Annotated in this window: 20 protein-coding genes; 7 read left to right on the top strand and 13 right to left on the bottom strand. The window is 65.9% G+C overall.

The genetic code is table 11. From position 1 onward, the window contains the following. Window positions 1-103: 103 nt before the first annotated feature. The gene (locus AC3A4Z_RS06675; RefSeq protein WP_498710856.1) at window positions 104-1,912 is read right to left on the bottom strand and encodes a glycoside hydrolase family 15 protein; all 1,809 of its coding nucleotides are present in this window, start codon (window positions 1,910-1,912) and stop codon (window positions 104-106) included. 78 nt (window positions 1,913-1,990) lie between these two features. On the opposite strand from AC3A4Z_RS06675, the gene AC3A4Z_RS06680 reads away from it, so the two are divergent. Then, complete coding sequence (locus AC3A4Z_RS06680; RefSeq protein WP_498710857.1) at window positions 1,991-2,722, top strand: DUF72 domain-containing protein; 732 nt, start codon at window positions 1,991-1,993, stop codon at window positions 2,720-2,722. A 67-nt stretch (window positions 2,723-2,789) separates the two neighbouring features. Next, window positions 2,790-3,881: an App1 family protein phosphatidate phosphatase gene (locus AC3A4Z_RS06685; protein WP_498710858.1), complete on the top strand. Its 1,092-nt coding sequence runs from the start codon at window positions 2,790-2,792 to the stop codon at window positions 3,879-3,881. A 45-nt stretch (window positions 3,882-3,926) separates the two neighbouring features. On the opposite strand, the gene AC3A4Z_RS06690 is transcribed toward AC3A4Z_RS06685, so the two are convergent. From AC3A4Z_RS06690 to AC3A4Z_RS06705, 4 genes are all read right to left on the bottom strand, one after another. Beyond that, a complete protein-coding gene (locus AC3A4Z_RS06690) occupies window positions 3,927-5,489 on the bottom strand; it encodes a family 1 glycosylhydrolase (RefSeq protein WP_493972031.1) in 1,563 nt (520 codons plus the stop codon). 94 nt (window positions 5,490-5,583) lie between these two features. Further along, entirely contained in the window at window positions 5,584-5,961 is a 378-nt protein-coding gene (locus tag AC3A4Z_RS06695; RefSeq protein ID WP_050053768.1) for a hypothetical protein, read from the bottom strand. Between the two features lie 84 nt (window positions 5,962-6,045). Next, window positions 6,046-6,444 (bottom strand): J domain-containing protein, encoded by a 399-nt coding sequence (locus AC3A4Z_RS06700; protein WP_498710859.1) that lies wholly within the window; start codon window positions 6,442-6,444, stop codon window positions 6,046-6,048. Window positions 6,445-6,528: 84 nt separating this feature from the next. Then, window positions 6,529-6,954, bottom strand: coding sequence for an Hsp20 family protein (locus AC3A4Z_RS06705; RefSeq protein WP_493972060.1), 426 nt, complete (start codon window positions 6,952-6,954; stop codon window positions 6,529-6,531). Between the two features lie 141 nt (window positions 6,955-7,095). On the opposite strand from AC3A4Z_RS06705, the gene AC3A4Z_RS06710 reads away from it, so the two are divergent. Next, window positions 7,096-7,416 (top strand): MerR family transcriptional regulator, encoded by a 321-nt coding sequence (locus AC3A4Z_RS06710; RefSeq protein ID WP_493972028.1) that lies wholly within the window; start codon window positions 7,096-7,098, stop codon window positions 7,414-7,416. 6 nt (window positions 7,417-7,422) lie between these two features. Here the strand turns inward: AC3A4Z_RS06710 and AC3A4Z_RS06715 are convergent, their stop codons facing one another. Next, entirely contained in the window at window positions 7,423-8,223 is an 801-nt protein-coding gene (locus AC3A4Z_RS06715; protein WP_498710860.1) for a phosphatase PAP2 family protein, read from the bottom strand. A gap of 107 nt (window positions 8,224-8,330) precedes the next feature. Here AC3A4Z_RS06715 and AC3A4Z_RS06720 point away from each other — a divergent pair, with 107 nt between their 5' ends. Beyond that, the gene (locus AC3A4Z_RS06720) at window positions 8,331-9,437 is read left to right on the top strand and encodes a DNA alkylation repair protein (RefSeq protein WP_498710861.1); all 1,107 of its coding nucleotides are present in this window, start codon (window positions 8,331-8,333) and stop codon (window positions 9,435-9,437) included. Between the two features lie 7 nt (window positions 9,438-9,444). Here AC3A4Z_RS06720 and AC3A4Z_RS06725 read toward each other — a convergent pair whose 3' ends face one another. The 7 genes from AC3A4Z_RS06725 to AC3A4Z_RS06755 form a co-directional block, all read right to left on the bottom strand. Then, complete coding sequence (locus AC3A4Z_RS06725) at window positions 9,445-11,301, bottom strand: S8 family serine peptidase (protein ID WP_498710862.1); 1,857 nt, start codon at window positions 11,299-11,301, stop codon at window positions 9,445-9,447. Window positions 11,302-11,469: 168 nt separating this feature from the next. After that, the gene (locus AC3A4Z_RS06730) at window positions 11,470-12,342 is read right to left on the bottom strand and encodes an NAD-dependent epimerase/dehydratase family protein (protein WP_498710863.1); all 873 of its coding nucleotides are present in this window, start codon (window positions 12,340-12,342) and stop codon (window positions 11,470-11,472) included. Continuing rightward, entirely contained in the window at window positions 12,339-12,932 is a 594-nt protein-coding gene (locus AC3A4Z_RS06735) for an adenylate kinase (RefSeq protein WP_498710864.1), read from the bottom strand. The genes AC3A4Z_RS06730 and AC3A4Z_RS06735 overlap by 4 nt, the downstream gene beginning before the upstream one ends. 147 nt (window positions 12,933-13,079) lie before the next feature. Next, complete coding sequence (locus AC3A4Z_RS06740; protein WP_498710865.1) at window positions 13,080-14,366, bottom strand: hypothetical protein; 1,287 nt, start codon at window positions 14,364-14,366, stop codon at window positions 13,080-13,082. Beyond that, complete coding sequence (locus tag AC3A4Z_RS06745) at window positions 14,363-14,869, bottom strand: hypothetical protein (RefSeq protein WP_498710866.1); 507 nt, start codon at window positions 14,867-14,869, stop codon at window positions 14,363-14,365. The genes AC3A4Z_RS06740 and AC3A4Z_RS06745 overlap by 4 nt, the downstream gene beginning before the upstream one ends. 1 nt (window position 14,870) lies before the next feature. Continuing rightward, a complete protein-coding gene (locus AC3A4Z_RS06750; RefSeq protein ID WP_498710867.1) occupies window positions 14,871-15,710 on the bottom strand; it encodes a COG1470 family protein in 840 nt (279 codons plus the stop codon). A gap of 83 nt (window positions 15,711-15,793) precedes the next feature. Next, complete coding sequence (locus AC3A4Z_RS06755; RefSeq protein ID WP_498710868.1) at window positions 15,794-16,252, bottom strand: hypothetical protein; 459 nt, start codon at window positions 16,250-16,252, stop codon at window positions 15,794-15,796. Window positions 16,253-16,650: 398 nt separating this feature from the next. On the opposite strand from AC3A4Z_RS06755, the gene AC3A4Z_RS06760 reads away from it, so the two are divergent. The 3 genes from AC3A4Z_RS06760 (at window position 16,651) to AC3A4Z_RS06770 (ending at window position 18,912) form a co-directional block, all read left to right on the top strand. Beyond that, on the top strand, window positions 16,651-17,394 hold the full coding sequence (locus AC3A4Z_RS06760; protein WP_498710869.1) for a GAF and ANTAR domain-containing protein: 744 nt from the start codon (window positions 16,651-16,653) through the stop codon (window positions 17,392-17,394). 92 nt (window positions 17,395-17,486) lie between these two features. Continuing rightward, window positions 17,487-17,909 (top strand): response regulator transcription factor, encoded by a 423-nt coding sequence (locus AC3A4Z_RS06765; protein ID WP_498710870.1) that lies wholly within the window; start codon window positions 17,487-17,489, stop codon window positions 17,907-17,909. Window positions 17,910-17,931: 22 nt separating this feature from the next. Next, window positions 17,932-18,912 carry a phosphodiester glycosidase family protein gene (locus AC3A4Z_RS06770; protein ID WP_498710871.1) on the top strand — a complete coding sequence of 327 codons (981 nt, stop codon included), beginning with the start codon at window positions 17,932-17,934 and terminating at the stop codon, window positions 18,910-18,912. Window position 18,913: the final 1 nt, after the last annotated feature.

Here is an 18,913-nt window from a genome sequence, read left to right on the forward strand (position 1 = left end):
CCATCAGTCACGGCACTGTGCTTCTGGAAGCACTCCATGAGGTGTTAGTAAGTATACTTATCTAATTCGCGAAGGAGAAGCCGGACGCCCTGAACGCGCCGCCTCAGCGCGATTCCGCCGTTTCCGGTGGAATGGGGGTGTCACTCCGCCGAACCGTATCCTGATGCAGCTCCAAAGCGCTAGTCACAAGCGCGAAGTGGCTGAAGGCCTGGGGTGTATTTCCGAGCTGCCGGCCGAGCCGGACACCCCATTCTTCGCTCAGGAGCCCCACGTCGTTGCGCAGGTCCAGGAGGCGCTCGAACAGTTGCCGCGATTCCTCGTGGCGGCCCGCCCCCAGCAGCGCTTCCACCAGCCAGAACGAACATGCCAGGAACACGCCCTCATCGCCCGGCAGTCCGTCGTTGGCCTCGGCGGGCCGGTAGCGAAGCACGAACCCGTCCTCGGTCAGTTCCCGCTGGATGGCCTCGATGGTACCGATCACGCGGGGATCATCCGGCGGCAGGAAGCCTACCCGCGGAATGAGGAGCAGGCTGGCGTCCAGTTCCGGCCGCCCGTACGACTGGACGAAGGTGTTGCGCTTGGCGTCGAAGCCGTTTTCCATCACGTCCCGGTGGATGGTGTCCCGCAGTTTCTCCCAGCGCTCCACCGGCCCGGGCAGCCCTGAGTCGCGGACGCCCTTCACCATCCGGTCCGCCGCAACCCAGGCCATCACCTTGGAGTGGGTGAAGTGCCGCCGCGGTCCGCGCATTTCCCACAGCCCGTTGTCCGGCTGGTCCCAGATGGTCTCCAGGTGCTCCATCAGCGCGATCTGGACGTCCCACGCCTCATCGGTGTGGGTAAGCAGGGAGTTTCGTGTGAGCGCCAGGCAGTCCAGTACTTCGCCCCACACATCGAGCTGGAGCTGCTCAGCGGCGCCGTTGCCAATACGGACGGGGGATGAGTTTTCGTAGCCTTTCAGCCAGGGCAGCTCCATCTCCGGCAGGCGGCGTTCGCCGTGGATCCCGTACATGATCTGGAGGTCGGACGGGTCGCCCGCCACGGCCCGGAGCAGCCAGTCCCGCCAGGCCGCGGCCTCGGCGGTGTAGCCGGCAGCCAGCAGCGCCTGGAGCGTCATGGTGGCATCGCGGAGCCAGCAGTAGCGGTAGTCCCAGTTGCGCGGGCCGCCGGGTTGTTCGGGCAGGGACGTGGTCACGGCTGCCACGATCCCGCCCGTGGGGGCGTACGTGAGGGCCTTCAGCGTTACCAGTGAACGGATCACGGCGTCCACGTACTTACCCTCCACGGTGCACTGGGAGGCCCAGCCCCGCCAGAATGAGTGGGTGGTGCCGAGAACTTCTTCGGCGTCAACAGTGTGCGGCCGGCCCACGTGGCTGGGCGCCCAGGTGAGGACAAAGGGCACCCGTTCGCCTGCGTTGACCGTAAAGTCGCTGACGCTGTGCATGTTCTCGCCGTGCAGCGGAGCCGGGGTGACAAAGTAGACGGCGTCCGGCCCGGCGATGGCGTGCAGGCCATACTGGTCCTTGCGCACCCAGGGGATGATGTGGCCGTAATCGAAGCGGAGGGTCAGTTCGCCGTGCATCTTCACGCTTCCGCTGACGCCTTCGACGATCCGGACGATGTCAGCCACCGAGTCCCGCGGCGGCATGAAGTCGATGACCCGCACCGTACCGTCTTCGGTTTCCCACTCCGTTTCCAGGATCAGGGTGCCGTCCCGGTAACCGCGCCGGGTGCAGGTGCCGCCGCTTGCCGGTGCCAACAGCCACCGGCCCGCTTCGGGCGTGTCCAGCAGTGCGTTAAAGCAGGCAGGGGAATCGAACCGGGGAAGGCAGAGCCAGTCGATGGAGCCTTCCTTGTTGATCAGCGCCCCGGTGTGGAGGTCGCCGACTACCGCATAATCTTCAATTCGTGCCATGACCATACCCTGCCACAGCCGGCGCCGGAGTGGACCGTGTAGCCTCGGAACAACGGCAGCGCTGACCGGAGGGCAGACATGGCAATCCACATCGGAACCTCCGGATGGAGCTACAACCACTGGGAAAACGTCCTCTATCCGCCCGGGCTGCCCGCGAAGGACAGGCTGCAGCATTACGTGGCCCGGTTCCGCACCGTTGAACTCAACGCCAGCTTCTACCGCTGGCCCCGCGACACCACCTTTGCCGGCTGGAACCAGCGGCTGCCCGCCGGGTTCACCATGTCCGTGAAGGCTCCCCGCGGCCTGACCCACGCCCGGAAGCTCTACGAACCGGAAGTGTGGCTGGAGCGCATCACCCGGTGCTGGCACGAGCTCGGGGATAAGCGGGCAGTCCTCCTGGTCCAGCTGCCGCCCGGCATGGAGCGGGACGATGCCCGGCTGGACTATTTCCTCGCCGCAGTGCCGGACTGGATCAGGGTCACGGTGGAGTTCCGGCACCCGAGCTGGGAATGCCCGGAGGTGTTCGCGGTCCTGGAACGGCACCAGGCTGCGTACTGCATCATGAGCGGCGCCAATCTTCCCTGCATCCTCCGGACCACGGCCCCCTTCGCCTACGTGCGGCTGCACGGCCCGGACCATGAGCACCTCTACGCGGGCTCCTACTCGGATGCGGACCTTCACTGGTGGGCGGACCGGATCCGTGAGTGGGCAGGAAACGGCCAGGACGTCTACGCCTATTTCAACAACGACGGCGGCGGCAACGCTGTGCGGAACGCGGAAACCCTGCGCGGGATCCTGGGCGAAGGATAACGTCACGAAGCCTCAAGGGACGCCCGGTTTCTCCTTGGCCCGCGGCACCCTGTGGCAGAGTGGAGCCATGGACTCGGCTCCGAAGAATTCTGCCCACAACACAACACCTGCCGCGGCTTTGGACGCGCTCTCCGGGAACCAGGTGTTCCGGCTGGCGCACTGGCTCTCCGACGCCTTCAATGACGTCCGGATCCAGCTGGCCAAGCGCTGGAAGTTCGTTCCGCAGATCATCGCCTACCAGGGCTACGGCTCAACCACCCAAGTCAGGGTACTGGGGCGGGTGCTGATGACCCAGAAGCCGTTGCCCGGCAGCAAAGCGGAGCAGGCAGCCCAGAACGGCAACCAGAACGTGCGGGGCTGGCGCGCCTTCACCGGTGTACCGCTGCAGTTCACCGACGTCGAAATCACCATCGGCGACGTCGTCACCCATGTCCGGGCGGACCGTGGCGGCCTGATCGACACGGAAGTGGAGGTCCAGCTGTCTCCAGGCTGGCACACTGCTGTTCTCCGCGCGGAAGGCACCGATCCTGTTGAGGCGCGGATCCGGGTGATCGCACCGGACGTGAAGTTCGGCATCGTCTCGGACATTGATGACACCGTGATGGTCACCGCCCTTCCCCGGCCGTTCCTGGCCTTGTGGAACACCTTTGTGCTGAGCGAGCGCGCACGCATGGCCACGCCCGGCATGGCGGTGCTGCTGGACCGGCTCACCATCGAACACCCGGATGCCCCGGTCATCTACCTGTCCACGGGCCCCTGGAACGCCGCGCCCACCCTGGCCCGGTTCCTGAACCGCAACATGTATCCGTCCGGAGCGCTGCTGCTGACGGACTGGGGCCTGACCCAGGACCGCTGGTTCCGCAGCGGCCAGGAGCACAAGCACCGCAACCTGGAACGGCTCAGCAAGGAGTTTCCGGACATGCAGTGGCTCCTGATCGGCGACAACGGACAGCACGATGAAGCCATCTACTCCGGCTTCGCAGCGGAAAACCCGGACAAGGTTGCCGCTATCGCCATCCGCCAGCTGTCCGTGAGCGAGTCAGTCTTCGCCGGCGGCCACTCCGAGGACGGAGACCACACGGCCTCCCGGGTTCCGTGGATCTACTCCCCCGACGGGGCCGGCATGGCAAAGCAGCTGGCCATGCTGGGCGTCCTCTAGAGGCACGCTGCCGGAAGCAGCAGGGCTGTCTCCAGCCCCACCCGCCTAAGCGCTGGCACCCAGCGGGGACACGCCGTCGTCGGGCGATTCCGCATCCAGGATGTCCTCGTCGAGCCCGTCAGGGGCGGCGGCCGCGGCAATGGCCATGTCCGCAGCGGCAGCCACGTCCCGCTCCTCGATGAGCTCCTGGTACCAGAAGTAGGAGGCCTTCGGGGTCCGTTCCAGGGTCTCCCGGTCCAGGTGGAGCAGTCCGAACGGCTGGTTGTAGCCGGCGGACCACTCGAAGTTGTCCATCAGCGACCAGACGTAGTATCCGCGCAGGTCGATCGACTCCGCTTCCCCGCCGGGAGCGGTGGCCCGCAGCGCGGCCTCAAGGTGGTCTGAAAGGTACTTCAGCCGGCGCTCATCAGGGATGAACCGGGTGTTGGTTGATTTGTCCCGGACGATGATGTCCTCGAAGCTTGCCCCGCCCTCGGTGAGGATGACGGGCGGCAGGTTGGGATACCGCTCGGCCATTTCCTTCAGGGCCACCGCCATGTACTCCGGTTTCACGGGCCAGCCGTAGGACGTGATGTCCGCTTCGGGCCAGGTTTCCACGTGGAAGGGGGTGCCGCCGCTGCCCGCTGCGCTGAGGTCGCTGCCCATGGCCTCAGCCATGCTCTGGGGTACTGCTCCGCCGCCGGGGCCGACGGCCACCTTGGTGGGCATGTAGTAGTTCAGCCCGTAGAAATCGAGCGGCTGCGAGATAAGGGCCATGTCCTCTTCCGGGTGCTCGAACGAGCTGAAGAACTTGGCGGCCCGGATCAGGTCCGGATATTTGCCGGTCAGCACGGGGTCGGCGTAAAGCCGGTTCTGCGCCAGGTCCATCAGCCCCGCGCTGACGTAGTCCAGCGGGTTGATGGAGTTCGGGACCATGGGCGAGTAGACATTGGTCATGCCGATTTCGCCGGGCACCTTCGCTGCCCGCAGTGCCTGTACGGCGAGCCCGTGCCCCAGCAACTGGTGATGGACGGTGGGGAATGCGCCCAGGAGGAGCTCCTTGCCCGGCGAATGCAGGCCGAGGGTGTAACCGTTGGTGCTCACCGTGGCGGGCTCATTGATGGTTACCCAGCGGGCCACCCGGTCGCCGAAAGCCTCGGCCAGAATGCCTGCGTACTCCCCCAGGCGGTAGGCGGTGTCCCGGTTCATCCACCCGCCGTCCTCCTCGAGCGCCAGCGGGGTGTCCCAGTGGTAGATGGTGGCCATGGGTGAGATCCCGTTGGCCAGGAGCTCGTCCAGGAGCCGGTCGTAGAAGGCCAGGCCGGCGCGGTTCGCCGGTCCCTTGCCCGTGGGCTGGATGCGGGGCCAGGCGAACGAGAACCGGTAGGAATCCACGCCCAGCTGCTTCATCAGGGCCACATCCTGGGGCATCCGGTGGTAGTGGTCACACGCTACTTTCGGGCTGTGGTCCTCCACGATGGCGCCAGGCTTGTCAGCAAAGAGATCCCAGGCGGCGGGTCCGCGGCCGTCCTCGTCCAGTGCGCCTTCAATCTGGAAGGCTGCGGTGGCCACTCCCAGGGTGAATCCCGGCGGGATGAGTGCGGCGAGGTCCTTGGCGGAGATATGCATCAGTTCAACCCTTACTACGGACAGGACGGTAACCGCGCCAATCCCATGGCCGGCGCGAGGTCAGGACCATATCCTCGCACGATTTCCCGAGGCTTTAGTGCTCGCCGAACAGGAATTCCTTCGCGTGCGCCACAGCCTTGCGGAAGGCGTCGTTCCGCAGTGTCACCAGGTGCTCCGTTTCGCCGTCGGCCGGTTCAAGGTACCCCGTGTAGCCCGGCCGCAGCACCCAGATGTCCCCGGCGGGAGGAAGATAAAAGACGCCAAAGGACCGCTGCTGCTTTTCGTCCGATGTCCACACCGGCACCACTGCAAGGGCCGCGCCGGTTGCCGGGTTGATCCACTGGGCGCGGGGCAGCGGTTCCTCGTGCGCTTCGGGGTCCAGGAACGGCGCGGTGCCTTGGCCCCAGCGCTGTTCGAAACGCTCGTGGAACGCCGGCATCAGGTGTGAGTCGTAGCGGCGCCAATCGCTCATGCAGTTCGCCTCCTCAAGATAGGGCCGGCCGGGGTGGTTCCCCCGGCCGCTGAAGGTAGCCGTCGCGCCGGGCAGTTCCGGCAGCTAGGCCCAGGGTCCGCTTTCCCAGCGCACTGGACTGATCCGGATGGTGTCTGCGGCAGGTCCGCTCCGGCGCTGGACTTTGCGGACCGGGATATTATGCGCAGTTTCCGACGCCGGCGCTCCCCGGGCTGCCGGTCCCGCCTTAGTTTGGCGGTCATAGTCCGCCCGGCGTGCCGGATCGCGCAGGACGGCGAAGGCCTCCATAATCCGCAGCAGTTCCGCCTCCGGTGGCGGCAGGTTTGTCCCCGGGCCACCCGCCTGGCTGCTTGGGTTAGCCCTTCCGGCATCCAGGTCCGGGTGATGGCTGCGCATGAGCGCGCGGTAGGCGCGCGAGATCTGCTGCTGGCTGGCCTCCCGCGGGACGCGCAGTGTGCCGTAGTAGTCCGGGATCTCGTTCATGTCAGCCCTCCGGTTCCAGATCTGTCCGGATACGGGTGCGGTGCAGGGCAGCCGCCGCGGTTGCCCTGCACCGCCAGGACCGTCCTAGCTGCCGATCTGCTGCATCTCGCCCTGCTGGGTCTGGATCTCGATCTTGCGTGGCTTCGCCCGCTCCGCCACGGGGATCCGCAGCGTGAGAACACCCTGGTCGTAGCTGGCTTTGATGGCATTCGTATCGAGGGTGTCGCCCAGGATCAGCTGGCGGCTGAAAACACCGCGCGGCCGCTCGGAGGCCACCAGCTCCACGTTGGGCTGGGTGGGGTCCTGCCGCTCGGCGCGCACAGTGAGGACGTTGCGCTCAACATTGAGGTCCAGCGAATCGAGCTTGACGCCCGGAAGATCAAAGGCAACTACAAATTCGCCGTCCTCCTGCCAGGCATCCATGGGCATGGCAGCCGGGCGGGCGGCGGTTCCAAAGACCTGCTGCGTGAGCCGGTCCAGCTCACGGAACGGGTCCGTGCGCATCAACATCATTTCCCACTCCTTCAGCTTCTAAGATGTTGGGTCGGTGCCATATCCACCCGCCATGATCTATGGTGGTGGATATAGATTTTTTATAGCACCCGTGGGAAACTGAAGCAAGATTGCCGGCAGGAAATTTTGGGAGGGCCAATGGCAGGGCAGGAAACAGGCCGGGCCCCCGCGCCCGCGAGAGGACGCGCGCTGTATGCGATTTCCGTTGCCGCGAAACTGGCAAACACCGGCCAGCAGAACATCCGCCTCTACGAGACAAGGGGCCTGCTGACGCCGTCCCGCACGGCCGGCGGCACGCGGCAGTACAGCGACGCGGACATCGCCGTGCTGCTCAGGATCGGCGAACTCCTGGAGCAGGGCCTGAACCTGGCCGGAGTGGCCAAAGTGCTGGAACTGGAAGAAGCCAACCTCAAGCTTCACCGCGCCCTGAAACGGGCCAGGTCCCGGCCGCCCGCATGAGGCTGGTTACTCCCGCGGCGTCTCTGCCTTGGACAGTTCGCCGGTGATCCGCTCGCCCGGAATCCTTGCCGTCCGCCAGGTGTCCAGGGCGATCACTCCGCCAAGGATCAGCAGTGACAGGGAGACCGATGCCAGGGCGTCGCTGAGCCAGTGGTAGCCCAGGTACAGCCGGCTGACGGAGGCCAGCACAATGCCGATCCCCGCCACGGTGAACCCAAAAACCGCTGCCTTCCTGTTTTTCCGCCGCGAGTAGATCAGGAACGTTCCCACCAGCAGGAAGTCGCAGGCCCCCAGGACGTGACCGGAGGGGAACGAGAAGGTGTGGTCTATCCCGAAGAGCATCTGCTCAACCGGCGGACGGGACCGGCGCACAATCTGGAGGATAATCTGCGAAATGATCACCCCGGTGAGCATGGCCGACGCCAGCAGGATGGGTCGCCAAGCGTGTTTGGCGGCGAATCCCCAGGCGACCACTACCACCAGCACGATAATGGGCAAGGCAATGGGACCAAAAACCACGGCCAGGAAGATCATCACCACTGTCAGCGTCTGCGACCTCAGGCTGAGCAGCCAGTCGCGGACAGGGACGTCGGCTGCGGAGAGCCCGTCGGCCTGGACCACGCTGATCAGGGTGGCCACGAAGAGCGCCAGCCCCACGGCCGCCAGGATCACTGCTGCCCGGTACAGGCTGCGCCTGTCCGCCGGATCCACATAACGCTCCTCCACCACGAACTTGTCGTGGAAGGCCCGCCACCTGCCCGTACTCTTCCTGCTGGTTCCGGAGCCTGCTGATCCCTGCTGTCCCACCGGCACATCCGCCCCTCGGTAGTGAAGTTTGCCTAGGGGAAGATTATCCCTGTTCCGCGGCGGCCGTTACTGTCGCAGCCCGGCGGTACCCTGACTGGATGGGCGTAATGAACGAACTGATTGACCCGCCGGCCATCGCCAACCTCGCCGGCATCCTCACGGAAAGGGCGCCCGGAGTCCGGTGGGAGCGGACCGCTGGCACCGGAGGGAAACTGGGAGACCTCAACCTGCGCGCCCGCACGGATCTGGTGGCCGGGGCGCTGGCAGCCGACATCAGGGAGCGCCGGGAAGGCAAGGCGTTTACGACGGCGGCGGCCGGCTTCCGCGCGGCGCTGCGCTCTCCGGAATTTACCGGCTGGGTGTTGTGGCCCGTTTCGGAGGCGGCTGTCACCCTGGCCCTGGAATCCGGCGCCCTGGAGGACTTTGACGACGCCCTGGCCCTGCTGGCCGAACTCACGCCGAGGCTCACCGGCGAATTCGCCCTCCGCCGGCTCCTGGCCAAGGACCCGGACCGCGCCCTGAAAGCCATCCAGGAATGGACGTCGAGCCCGGACGAACACGTGCGCCGGCTGGCAAGCGAAGGCACCCGACCCTACCTTCCGTGGGCAGTTCGGGTACCCGCCCTGGTCCAGCGTCCCGAGGCCACCCTGCCCGTCCTGGATGCCCTGTACCGGGATTCCTCAGAGTACGTCCGGCGCTCGGTGGCAAACCACCTCAATGACCTTGCCCGGCACGCCCCCGATGCTGTTGTTGCCGCCGCCGGGCGCTGGCTCTCCGCACCGGACGCCAATACGGGGTGGGTGGTCCGCCACGGGCTCCGCACGCTGGTCAAAAAAGGACATCCCGGCGCGCTGGAACTGCTGGGCTTCACCCCCGCGTCCGTGGCAGTGAACGGGCCGAGGCTTGACCGGGAAACACTCACTATCCCCGGCGAGCTGACCTTCGCCTTTGAGATTTCCAATCCCGGCAGCGCCGACGTTCGGCTCGCCGTGGACTACCTGGTGCACTACCGGAAGGCCATCGGCACCCAGTCCGCCAAGGTCTTCAAGATCGCCACCCTGACCCTTGCACCCGGGGAGAGCCGGAGCCTGTCCAAACGCCACGCCTTCCGGCAAATGACAACCCGGGTGCACCATCCGGGACTCCATGCGCTGGAACTGCAGATCAACGGGACCGTGCATGGGCGCACGGAGTTCCTGCTGGAGGCGGTTTAGGCCGGACCTAGAAGGAGCCCGTGGTGAACTGCCAGCTGCGGCCGGCGAAGGGGTTCCCGGCCAGGTCGCGTACTGATGCAGCGCCGCCGGTCACTGTCACGGTGTACTTGGTTTTGGCGGCCAGCGACTGCTGGGGATCCAGGATCCACTGATTGGTGGTGCCGTTCCGGTAAACGGAGGCCGGCACCAGGGTACCGGTGGCGGCGTTCTTCACCGTGAAGGTGGTTCCGGTAACGCCCTGGACAGCCTCGTTGAAGGTGACGCTGATGTTGTTGGTCCGGCGCACCAGCAGGGCGTTGCTGCCGGGGGTGGTGCTGAGGACAACGGGCGCTTGTCCGGTGAGGAAGCTCCAGCTGACAGAGGCCAGCGGCGTGCCTGTGCTGCCCCGGATGGCCGAGGTGCCGCCCACCAGTGTTGCGGTGTACCGGGTATCGGCAACCAGGGTGGCCGCCGGATCAAGGGTGGCCGTGCGGGTGGTGGCGTTGTAGGTGACGGTGGCGGGGATGGTGGCTCCTGCGGCGTTTTTGAGCACGAACGTTCCCCCGCTGACGCCCTGGACCGCGGCGCTGAAGGTGGCCGCGACGTTGGTTCCGGCCAGTACGGCCGTGGCGTCGTTTGCCGGCGTCACCGCAGTGACGGTGGGCGCCGGAGCAGGCTCGGGAGCCGGGGCAGGCGCGGGAGCCGGGGCAGGTGCGGGGGCAGGTGCCGGTGCGGGGGCAGCTGCAACGGTGCCGGCGAACAGGAGGCGGTTCGGCGTGCCGCTCGTGGCGCCGGTGATCACCCCGGCGGTCGCGTTGGATGTCAGCGCGGCGGCCACCTGGGCCGGCGTGAGGGCGGGGTTCTGGGACAGCAGCAGGGCCGCCGCCCCTGCCGCGTGGGGCGAGGCCATCGAGGTCCCGGACATGGACGCGGTGGCCGTGGCGGAGGTGTAGTAGGTGGAGGTGATACCAACGCCGGGGGCGTAGAGGTCCACGCAGGAGCCGAAGTTGGAGAAGGATGCCTGCCGGTCGGCGGAGTCGCTGGCAGCAATGGTGATGGCGGCCGGCACCCGGGCGGGCGAGCTGGTGCAGGCGTCCACGGCGGAGTTGCCGGCGGCAACCACGGCCGTGACGCCGTCGTTGATTACCGCCTGGATGGCCGCGTCCACGGCGGTGCTCGCGCCGCCGCCCAAACTCAGGTTGGCCACCGCCGGGGTCCCGGCGGTGTGGTGCGCGGCCACCCAGTCCAGCCCCGCCACTACGTCTGAGTTGTAGCCGGAGCCGTTGCAGTCCAGGACCCGCACGGGAACCATGGTGGCACCCTTTGCTGCGCCGTACGTGGCGCCTGCCACCGAACCGGCCACGTGCGTGCCGTGTCCGTTGCAGTCGCTCGAGCCCAGTCCGTCAGCCACGGCGGACCAGCCTGCGGCCACCCGGCCGCCGAAATCGGCGTGGGAAGCCAGGACGCCCGTGTCCACCACGTAGGCCGTCACGCCCGCGCCGGAAGCAGTCCAGGAGTAGGACCCGGACAGTGGCAAGGACTTCTGGTCGATGCGGTCCAGGCCCCACGGTGCCGGCTGCTGGGTTGCGGAGACGCCGACCGGAGCGTCCGCTTCCACCGAGACCACCCGGCCGGAACGGGCAAGGGCCGCCGCCTGCGCGGGATTCGCCGTGACCACAGCCGCGCGGACGGCGTGCGAAAAGGTACGGCCGACGGCAAGGCCTTGCGCCCGCAGTCCCGCCGCCTCTGCTGCCACGTCGGTGTTGGCTGCGTATTGGACGATGTAGCGGCCGGTGCCCGCATCGGCAGGCGGAGCTGCCGACGCGGGCACGGCGGTGGCGGAAAGTGCGACGGCGGAGACCAGCACTGCTGAGGCAGGCAGCACAAAGGAGGGAGTACGAATTTTGGGGTCCTTGTTTTGGCGTTGCGGGCTGCGCGGGCAGAACATCCATCCGCCCTTACCAAAAGATTAGGACCCGGGAATGGCAAGGATCCGGGTCCTTGCGGGATCCTGTGCCAACCCTTGGTGATTCCTGTGCCGGTCAGGAATCCCCTAGCTTGCCGCGCCTCCAGCGGCGCCTGCCTGGTGGTTCCGCCACGAATGTTCGGGCTCGAATCCGAGCAGCCTGCGGGCCTTATCGATGGACAGCATGGTCTCGTGCCCGCCCAGTTCCTTGGTGACCTTGACGGCGGGGAATACCTCCGCGGCGAGGCTGGCACTTGACCTGCCCATCACGGTGTCCGCGTTGGCGATGATGTACGCCTCGAACCCGGGCCGTCCGTTCTCCAGCGCGCGGGCCACGGCCTGGGCCCCGTCGCGGCCGTCGATGTAGCCCCACAGGTTCCACTTCCGCAGGGTTGCATCGGCGTCGAAGCTTGGGAACCTGGCGTAGTCCTCGATGTCCATCACGTTGGAGAACCGCAGGCCGGAGATGCTCAGTTCCGGGTCCCAGCGGGTCAGCTCCACCGCCATCTGCTCCTCAAGGTGCTTCACCAGGGAGTAGGTGCTTTCGGGCCGCGCCGGGTACTCCTCGTCCACCGGGATATAGGGCGGGTCGACGTCGAACGGCAGCCCCAGCACGGTCTCGCTGGAGGCGTACACCACCTTCTTGATCCCGGCCCGGCGGGCTGCCTGGAAGACGTTGTAGGTGGAAAGCATGTTGTTCTCGAAGGTGGCCGCGTCCGGGATGATGCCGGGCGCCGGAATGGCACCGAGGTGGACTACCGCGTCGAATCCCGCGTGCCGGTCATCTACGCCGAGCAGGACATCGAGGACCTGGCCGTAGTTGCGCAGGTCCACCACCACCAGCCCGGGACTCCGTTCCCCTGCCCGGTCCAGGTTCAGCACCTCGTGTCCGTCCTCCGCCAGCCGCCGGACCACGTGCCGTCCCAGCTTTCCGCTTCCCCCGGTTACTGCCACCCTCATGCGTGTTCTCCCTTTCCGTTGATGAAGCGTTCGACGGCGGTAATCGCCAGTTCAGTGATTTCGCCCGGATCGCCGCTGCCGTCCACCGACACGAGCAGTCCGCGTCCCGCGTAGACAGACACCACCTCGTGGGTCTCCCGGTGGTACAGGTCAAGGCGCCGCCGGAACACGTCCACGGTGTCGTCCTTCCGGCCCTCCTTTTGGGCACGCTGCAGCATCCGCTGTTCCAGCTCGGAATCCGGCGCACGAAGTTCGATTACTGCATCGAGGGAGCCGCCCTGGGAGGCCAGTAAATTGTCCAGTTCCACCACCTGGGGTGCGGTGCGCGGGTATCCGTCCAACAGGAAGCCGGCCCGGACATCGGCGTCCCGGAGGCGGTCCTTGACCAGCTCATTGGTGAGGTGGTCCGGGACAAAATCCCCGCCGTCGAGATACTTGGCAGCTTCGTTGCCCAGTTCCGTCTGCCGGCTGACGTTGCTCCGGAAGATCTCACCGGTGGACACGGCGGGGATCCCGAAGTGCCGGGCCAGATGTTCAGCCTGGGTTCCCTTGCCGGAGCCGGGCGGACCGATGATGAGCAGTCTGGTCATGTTTGTTGTCCCTCCGCGGCGCAGCAACCGCTGATTTCCGGGTCCGCCGCCGGCAGCCCCGGCGCTGCCCTATTCTGCCCATAACGGGGAGCACAATGCCAGCCTCCGGGAGCGGAACCGAAGGCTGGCAGTGGGTTTCAGTTCTATCTAGAACCTCGAGTTGGTCCCCGGGACGGGTCCGGCAGGAAGGAGGTTTCCGGCGCCGTCAGACAGCCCGGAAGCCGGAGTGTATGTTGGCAGCACGTTTCCCTGTTTTGTTGTCGGCGTGCCGCTAGCCAGGCTTACCAGGTTGACGGTGAGTTGGAGCGTGCCGGGGTTCCATGCCAGTGACGAATTGAAGCTAAGGTCGCCGCCCGCTGAGTAGTTCCCGTTGAGCGTCACCGTCCCGAACCTGATTGATGGGCACCCGGGGTCGGTGCTGGTGAACTTCAAGGAGTTCCCTCCGGCGATAGTGAGGGTGCCATTTACGGATTTGATACCGGAAGGGTCCGTCCAACCGCTGCAAATGGTGGAAGGAAGCAGGGGCTCCGAGAACGTCACCACAACCTTGTCTCCAGCGTCAGCGATGAACTGGCTTCCCCCGTTGCCAAGCGATACGGCCGAGACAGCCGGCGCGGTCGCATCCTTGGCTGAGGTCGCGATTCCAGCGCCGCTGATGTTGCCCGCCGCGTCGGTAGCCACCGCAGTGTAGGTGATGGTTCCGTCCCTGAGCGCCGAGAGGTTGAAGGTCGCCGTCTGGTTGGAGCCAGTTGCCGTCAACACCTGGAAGACGCTCTGCGCCGTACCGCCGGAAGGCGGGGTATCGGTAGCAGTGACTCTTACTGAAGAGCCCTGTTCGGCCGAGAACGTTACTGGCACGCTGGTCACGTTGGCGCTGTTTGGCGTGGCTGGAGCACCGGTAATCAGCGCCGGGGCTGTGATGCTTGGCGTGGCCGGCGGTGTGGTGTCAGCCGCAGCCGCAATCACTCCAGTGCTTCGTGCAGACTCAACGCCTGCCCACGCCCCGAGGACCGGCGTGACGGTGTAGTACCAGGTCCCGGCGGGCAGGGAAGCCTCGCTGCAGGTTAAGGCAGTGATGGTTCCGGCGCAGCCCCCTGTGCCGGCAACCCAGGTCCCCCCGCTGGCGGACGAGTACCGCGCAACGGTATAGCCGGCAACCGGTCGGCCTTCCGCCGTCGTGCCCTGCTTCCAGGTGACCGACGCGGAACCGCCCGACACTGTCGCGCCGGGCGCCGCAACCGCGGGGATCGAGTCGGCCCTGCTGACGCCGGCGTTGCTGCCCAGCGTCTGCCAGAAAGCGTTGGCTGCCGGACCACCCGAGGAAATGATGACGGCGGCGGCCAGCACTCCGGCGATGCGGGTAAGTTTGCGCCGGCGGGGCTGGGTGCTGCGCGGGGGCTCAAGCGGCTGAATGGCCTGATTGGGGCGGATCATTTCCGGGCCTCCAAGGTGACGGGCAGGTTGAAGGTCGCACCTTGGCAACCCGACGACGAAGCAAGCGACATTGCCGCCGCTCCGGGCAAGGTGATGAGCACTGACGTGTTCGCCGGGATCGTGACCGCGGGCGCAAGGGGGGCGGCCGGGTCAATGAACGTCACGCCGGTGGCGGTGCAGCCGGGATGGCTGGCGTCCGCAGTCGCGGCGCCATTGCCCCGGATGGCCTGCACGTTGACCGGGAAGCTGTTGGGGTTGAACGCCCGGACGGCAACATCGGCGGTGCCGCCCGGGACGAGACTGTTTTGCGTGCCGTCACCGGCAACGAGAGCCACAACGGCAACAGTTTGCATGGTGCCGTTGGTGCCGGTTCCGGAACCGGCGCCTACTGCTGCCCAGTAGGCGTAGGCTCCGCCGGCTCCTGTTGCCAGGCAGAGGGCGACGGCTGCTGCCGCTGACTTGGCAGCCAGCCGTCGGGTGGTCCGTTTCGGTGTGATCGTCATGTCAGTTCCCCTCCCCTGCTCCGGAGTAGGCGAGCTGGAGCGTGGCGCCCTTGCAGCCGTCCTGGTTCAAATTGGTGTCCAGCATGGCGATCCGGGGCCACAGATTCTGCGGAAGCCCTAGTGATTGGAGCGTCGACGTCCCCACCGGAACCGTCAGCGGATACTGGCCGCTGTAGTTGGTCACGACGTAATCCCCCGGTGTGCAGGGAAGCCCTGCCGCGACCGCAGCCTGGTTCCTGGTCACGTTGGCGACGGAGACCGACAGGCTGGACAGTGCCAGGCTCTTATTGTTGGGGTTCGCGATGGAAAGGTTGAGGGGAAGAGTTGCACCAGGCGATAGTGGCGCGCCCAGGTTCCCTGAGATGGTGAAGGTCTTTTGGGAAGCCTGGACAATCAGCTGGACCACGACGCCGGTGGCCTGGCTCGTGCCGGCCGCGGTGGCTATGGTCAGGTCCGCTTTACCCTCGGGAGTGGTTGCCTGCGTCACCACCGTCAGGGTGGCCGTGGTGCTCTTTCCCGAAGCCAGCGTGACAGACGCTGGTGCGAAGGCCGCCGTCGTATTGGCCGGAAGGCCGGAGATGGTGGGGGTGACGTTGCCGCTGAACCCGTTGGCGGAGGAAAGCGAGACCGTATAGCTGGCGGTGCCGCCCTGGCCTGCCGTCCTGCTGGAAGGGTTCACCTGTATGGTGACGCCCGTCTTGTTGCCCTGGTTCCCGCCCTGGCTGGCGGCGAAGATGGAGCCCGCCGAGACGAGCATGACCAAAAGCCCCAGCAGCAGCACCCTCACTGCTGTGGTGGTTCTTCGCATGGCTGTGCGGAAGTGCCCGGATGTGTTCTGCACTGAAAGCCCTTCTGGCCTGGCTCGAGCGGGAGGATTTGGAATCCGCCGGCAGGGAGGTGCTGCTCCTCCCCGCCGGCGAACTGTTACAGGCTCTTGACGTTGATGGTCACAATGGCACCCTTGCAGGCGCTTTGGTCGACTGTTGCGCTGTCATTGAACGTCAGGACTCCGCTGCCAACTGACGTGCCTTCGGAAGCCTTGGCGACCGTGGTGTTACTGGTAACGGCGGTGACGCTGAACCACTCGGGCAGGCAGCCCGAAACATTCGTGGCAACGCTGGCACTCAGGGCGCCCACCTTGGTGCTGGTGTTCGCATCGGCGTTGTCCGCGGTGTAGCCGACGGCAACGCTGCTTCCCGGGGTGAGGCCGCCGTCAAAGTTCGCGTGCAGGGTGACGGTGCCGCCGCCGGCCGAGTTGGTCGCGGTACCGTTGCCCGAACCCGTGGTGGTCCAGTAGGCGTAGGCAGCTCCGCCGCCGCCGGCCACCAGGGCCAGTGCTCCGGCTGCTGCCAGGACCTTGTTTTTCTTCGTCATTTTGCGCATGAGTGAGGCTCCTTTGGCTGAGGGTGAGACTGATCTGAGACGCACAGCCATCGGGAACCGCTACGGGAACATGCTTCCGGCTGCTTGATGACGCCCATACTTCCGGGCCCCGGAAACGCAAACAACGCGTGGTGGTACTGGTTTTTTGGAACCGTCGTTGGAACAGGCTTCTTGGATTGGGCGGGGAGTACTCAGTTTTGAGGCAGTGCACCGGGTGCCACGCCCGCCCGAAAAGCGACGTTGCCACAGGCCAGAGCTGTATATACTTCTGGATATCGGTTTAGCAGCAGGCCGTTGGAAAGTTCGTCGAATCCAGCGACCTCAGCCGCCAACCGCTTGCGAGCGGACGGGGCACGTCGCCGGCTCGTTTTGACCTGAGCGAATGGCACCAGAAAACCGTGGCCAGCGAGTCAACAGCAAAAACCGATACTTCAATAACTGAGCACCTGCATGAACTCGTCCTCAACAGCTCTGACGTTGAGGACTTCCTTAACGAACTGGCGCAGGTGTCCGCCCGCAAGCTGTCCGAGCCCGGCGACGAGATGCTGTGCGCCATCACGCTGCTGCGGCAACGCAAGGCCGCCACGGTGGCCAGCAGCAGTCCGGCCGCCGAGGCCGTGGCCCGGCTCGAATACGAGTTCAACCAGACGCCCAGCATGGAAGCCTCCACGTCCCAGGCAACAGTCTCTGTGCCGGACGTGCGCGAGGACGGCCAGTGGCCGGAGTATTCCGCGTCCCTGCTGAGCCAGGGCATCCGTTCAGTTCTGGCCGTGCCGTTCCAGCTGGAAGGTGAAACGAAAGCGGCGCTGCTGCTGTACTCGAGCCGCCCCCACCGCTTTGGGTCCCGGGTGCTGGAGTTCGCCGAGGACTTCGTCAGCCAGACCTCCCTCGCGCTGCGGCTGGCGGTGCGCTTTGCCCATTACAGCGAGACGGCGGCCAACCTTCGGGCCACGCTGGAATCACGGACAGTGATAGATATGGCGGTGGGCATCATCATGGCCCAGAACAGGTGCAGCCAGCAGGACGCCTTCGAAATCCTGAAGACTGCATCCAGCACGCGCAACGCCAAGCTGCACGACGTGGCCGCCTCAGTGGTCAACTCGCTCGGCCAGGGCCCTGCCCGTACCCACTACGACGGGTAGCGGTTACTGCCAAGTCGTCCTGTCTCAATCGCGCCTCAGGCATAGCCGGTCCTGCGGCGGTAGACTGATGCCTACTTCGCCGGGGGGCTCCAATGGAAAAGAAACGCGTCTGCGTAGTGGTCGAGGATAACGACGATATCCGCGGGCTGGTCACTGTGGTGCTGAAACGCGCCGGCTTCGAGGTCAAAGCTGTGGCCACCGGGGCCGAGGGCATTGCCGCAGCGGCAGATCCGGCCGTCTCGCTGATCACACTGGACCTGGGTTTGCCGGATATGGACGGGCATGTGGTGGCCCGCGCCGTCCGTGCCTTGAGCAAGGCTCCCCTCCTGTTCCTCACAGCCAGGTCCGAGAACGACGACGTGCTGGCAGGCATGGCCTCCGGTGCCGCCGCGTACCTCACCAAACCCTTCCACCCCAAGGAACTGCAGGACCTTGCACAACAGCTCTGTCCTGCTCCCGTCCCCGATGCCTCCCTTTCACAGGTTCCACACATACCGGGCAAATCCCTCTGCTAGTTTGCCTGCCTAGAAATGGGGCATGACTCCTCAGCAGAACAAACTACGTAAAGGCACCCGCTTCCGGCGCGCCGTCGTTGCAGGGGCCGTTGCCCTCACCATCTCAGCCGGCGGCGCCACCGCATGGGCCCTGGACCGCTTCGTTATCCAGCACGTGGAGATCTCCGATGTCTCCGCCTACGAGGCCAGCAAGGCAGGCACCTCCACAGGATCAACCAGCACGACGGCGGACGCCTCCTCCACGAGCGCCGTCACCACTGACACCTCCTACGTGTCAGACAGCTCCAACATCAATATCTCCACGGTGACCACCGGGAGCGGGGACAGCACAGTCACCTACTACGTGGCCGACGTCGTACTCGATGATGCCACCACCCTGCAATCCGCTTTCGCTAACGACAGCTTCGGTGAAAACATCACCGAAACCACCTCAGCCATCGCCGAAGCCAACAACGCGGTCTTCGCGATCAACGGCGACTACTACGGCTTCCGCGATACCGGCATCGTGATCCGCAACGGCGTGGTGTTCCGGGACGAGGGCGCCCGCCAGGGCCTGGCCTTTTACCGCGACGGAACGGTAAAGGTCTACGACGAAACCGCCACCACCGCCGACCAGCTGGTGGCGGACGGTGTCTGGAACACCCTCTCCTTCGGCCCGTCCCTGCTGGACAACGGCGAAGTGGCAAGCGGCATCGAAGACGTTGAGGTGGACACGAACTTCGGCAACCACTCCATCCAGGGCGAACAGCCGCGCACCGCCGTCGGAATCATTGACGAGAACCACCTGGTGTTTGTGGTGGTGGACGGCCGCAGCCCCGGCTACAGTGCCGGCGTCACCATGACCGGGCTCGCCGAAATCATGCAGGGCCTTGGTGCCACCACTGCCTACAACATCGACGGCGGCGGCTCCTCCACCATGTACTTCAACGGCAGCCTGGTCAACAACCCGCTGGGTGAAAACAAGGAACGCGGCACCTCCGACATCCTGTACATCGGGCAGTAGG

Source organism: Arthrobacter sp. Soil_C_49, from assembly GCF_057656635.1.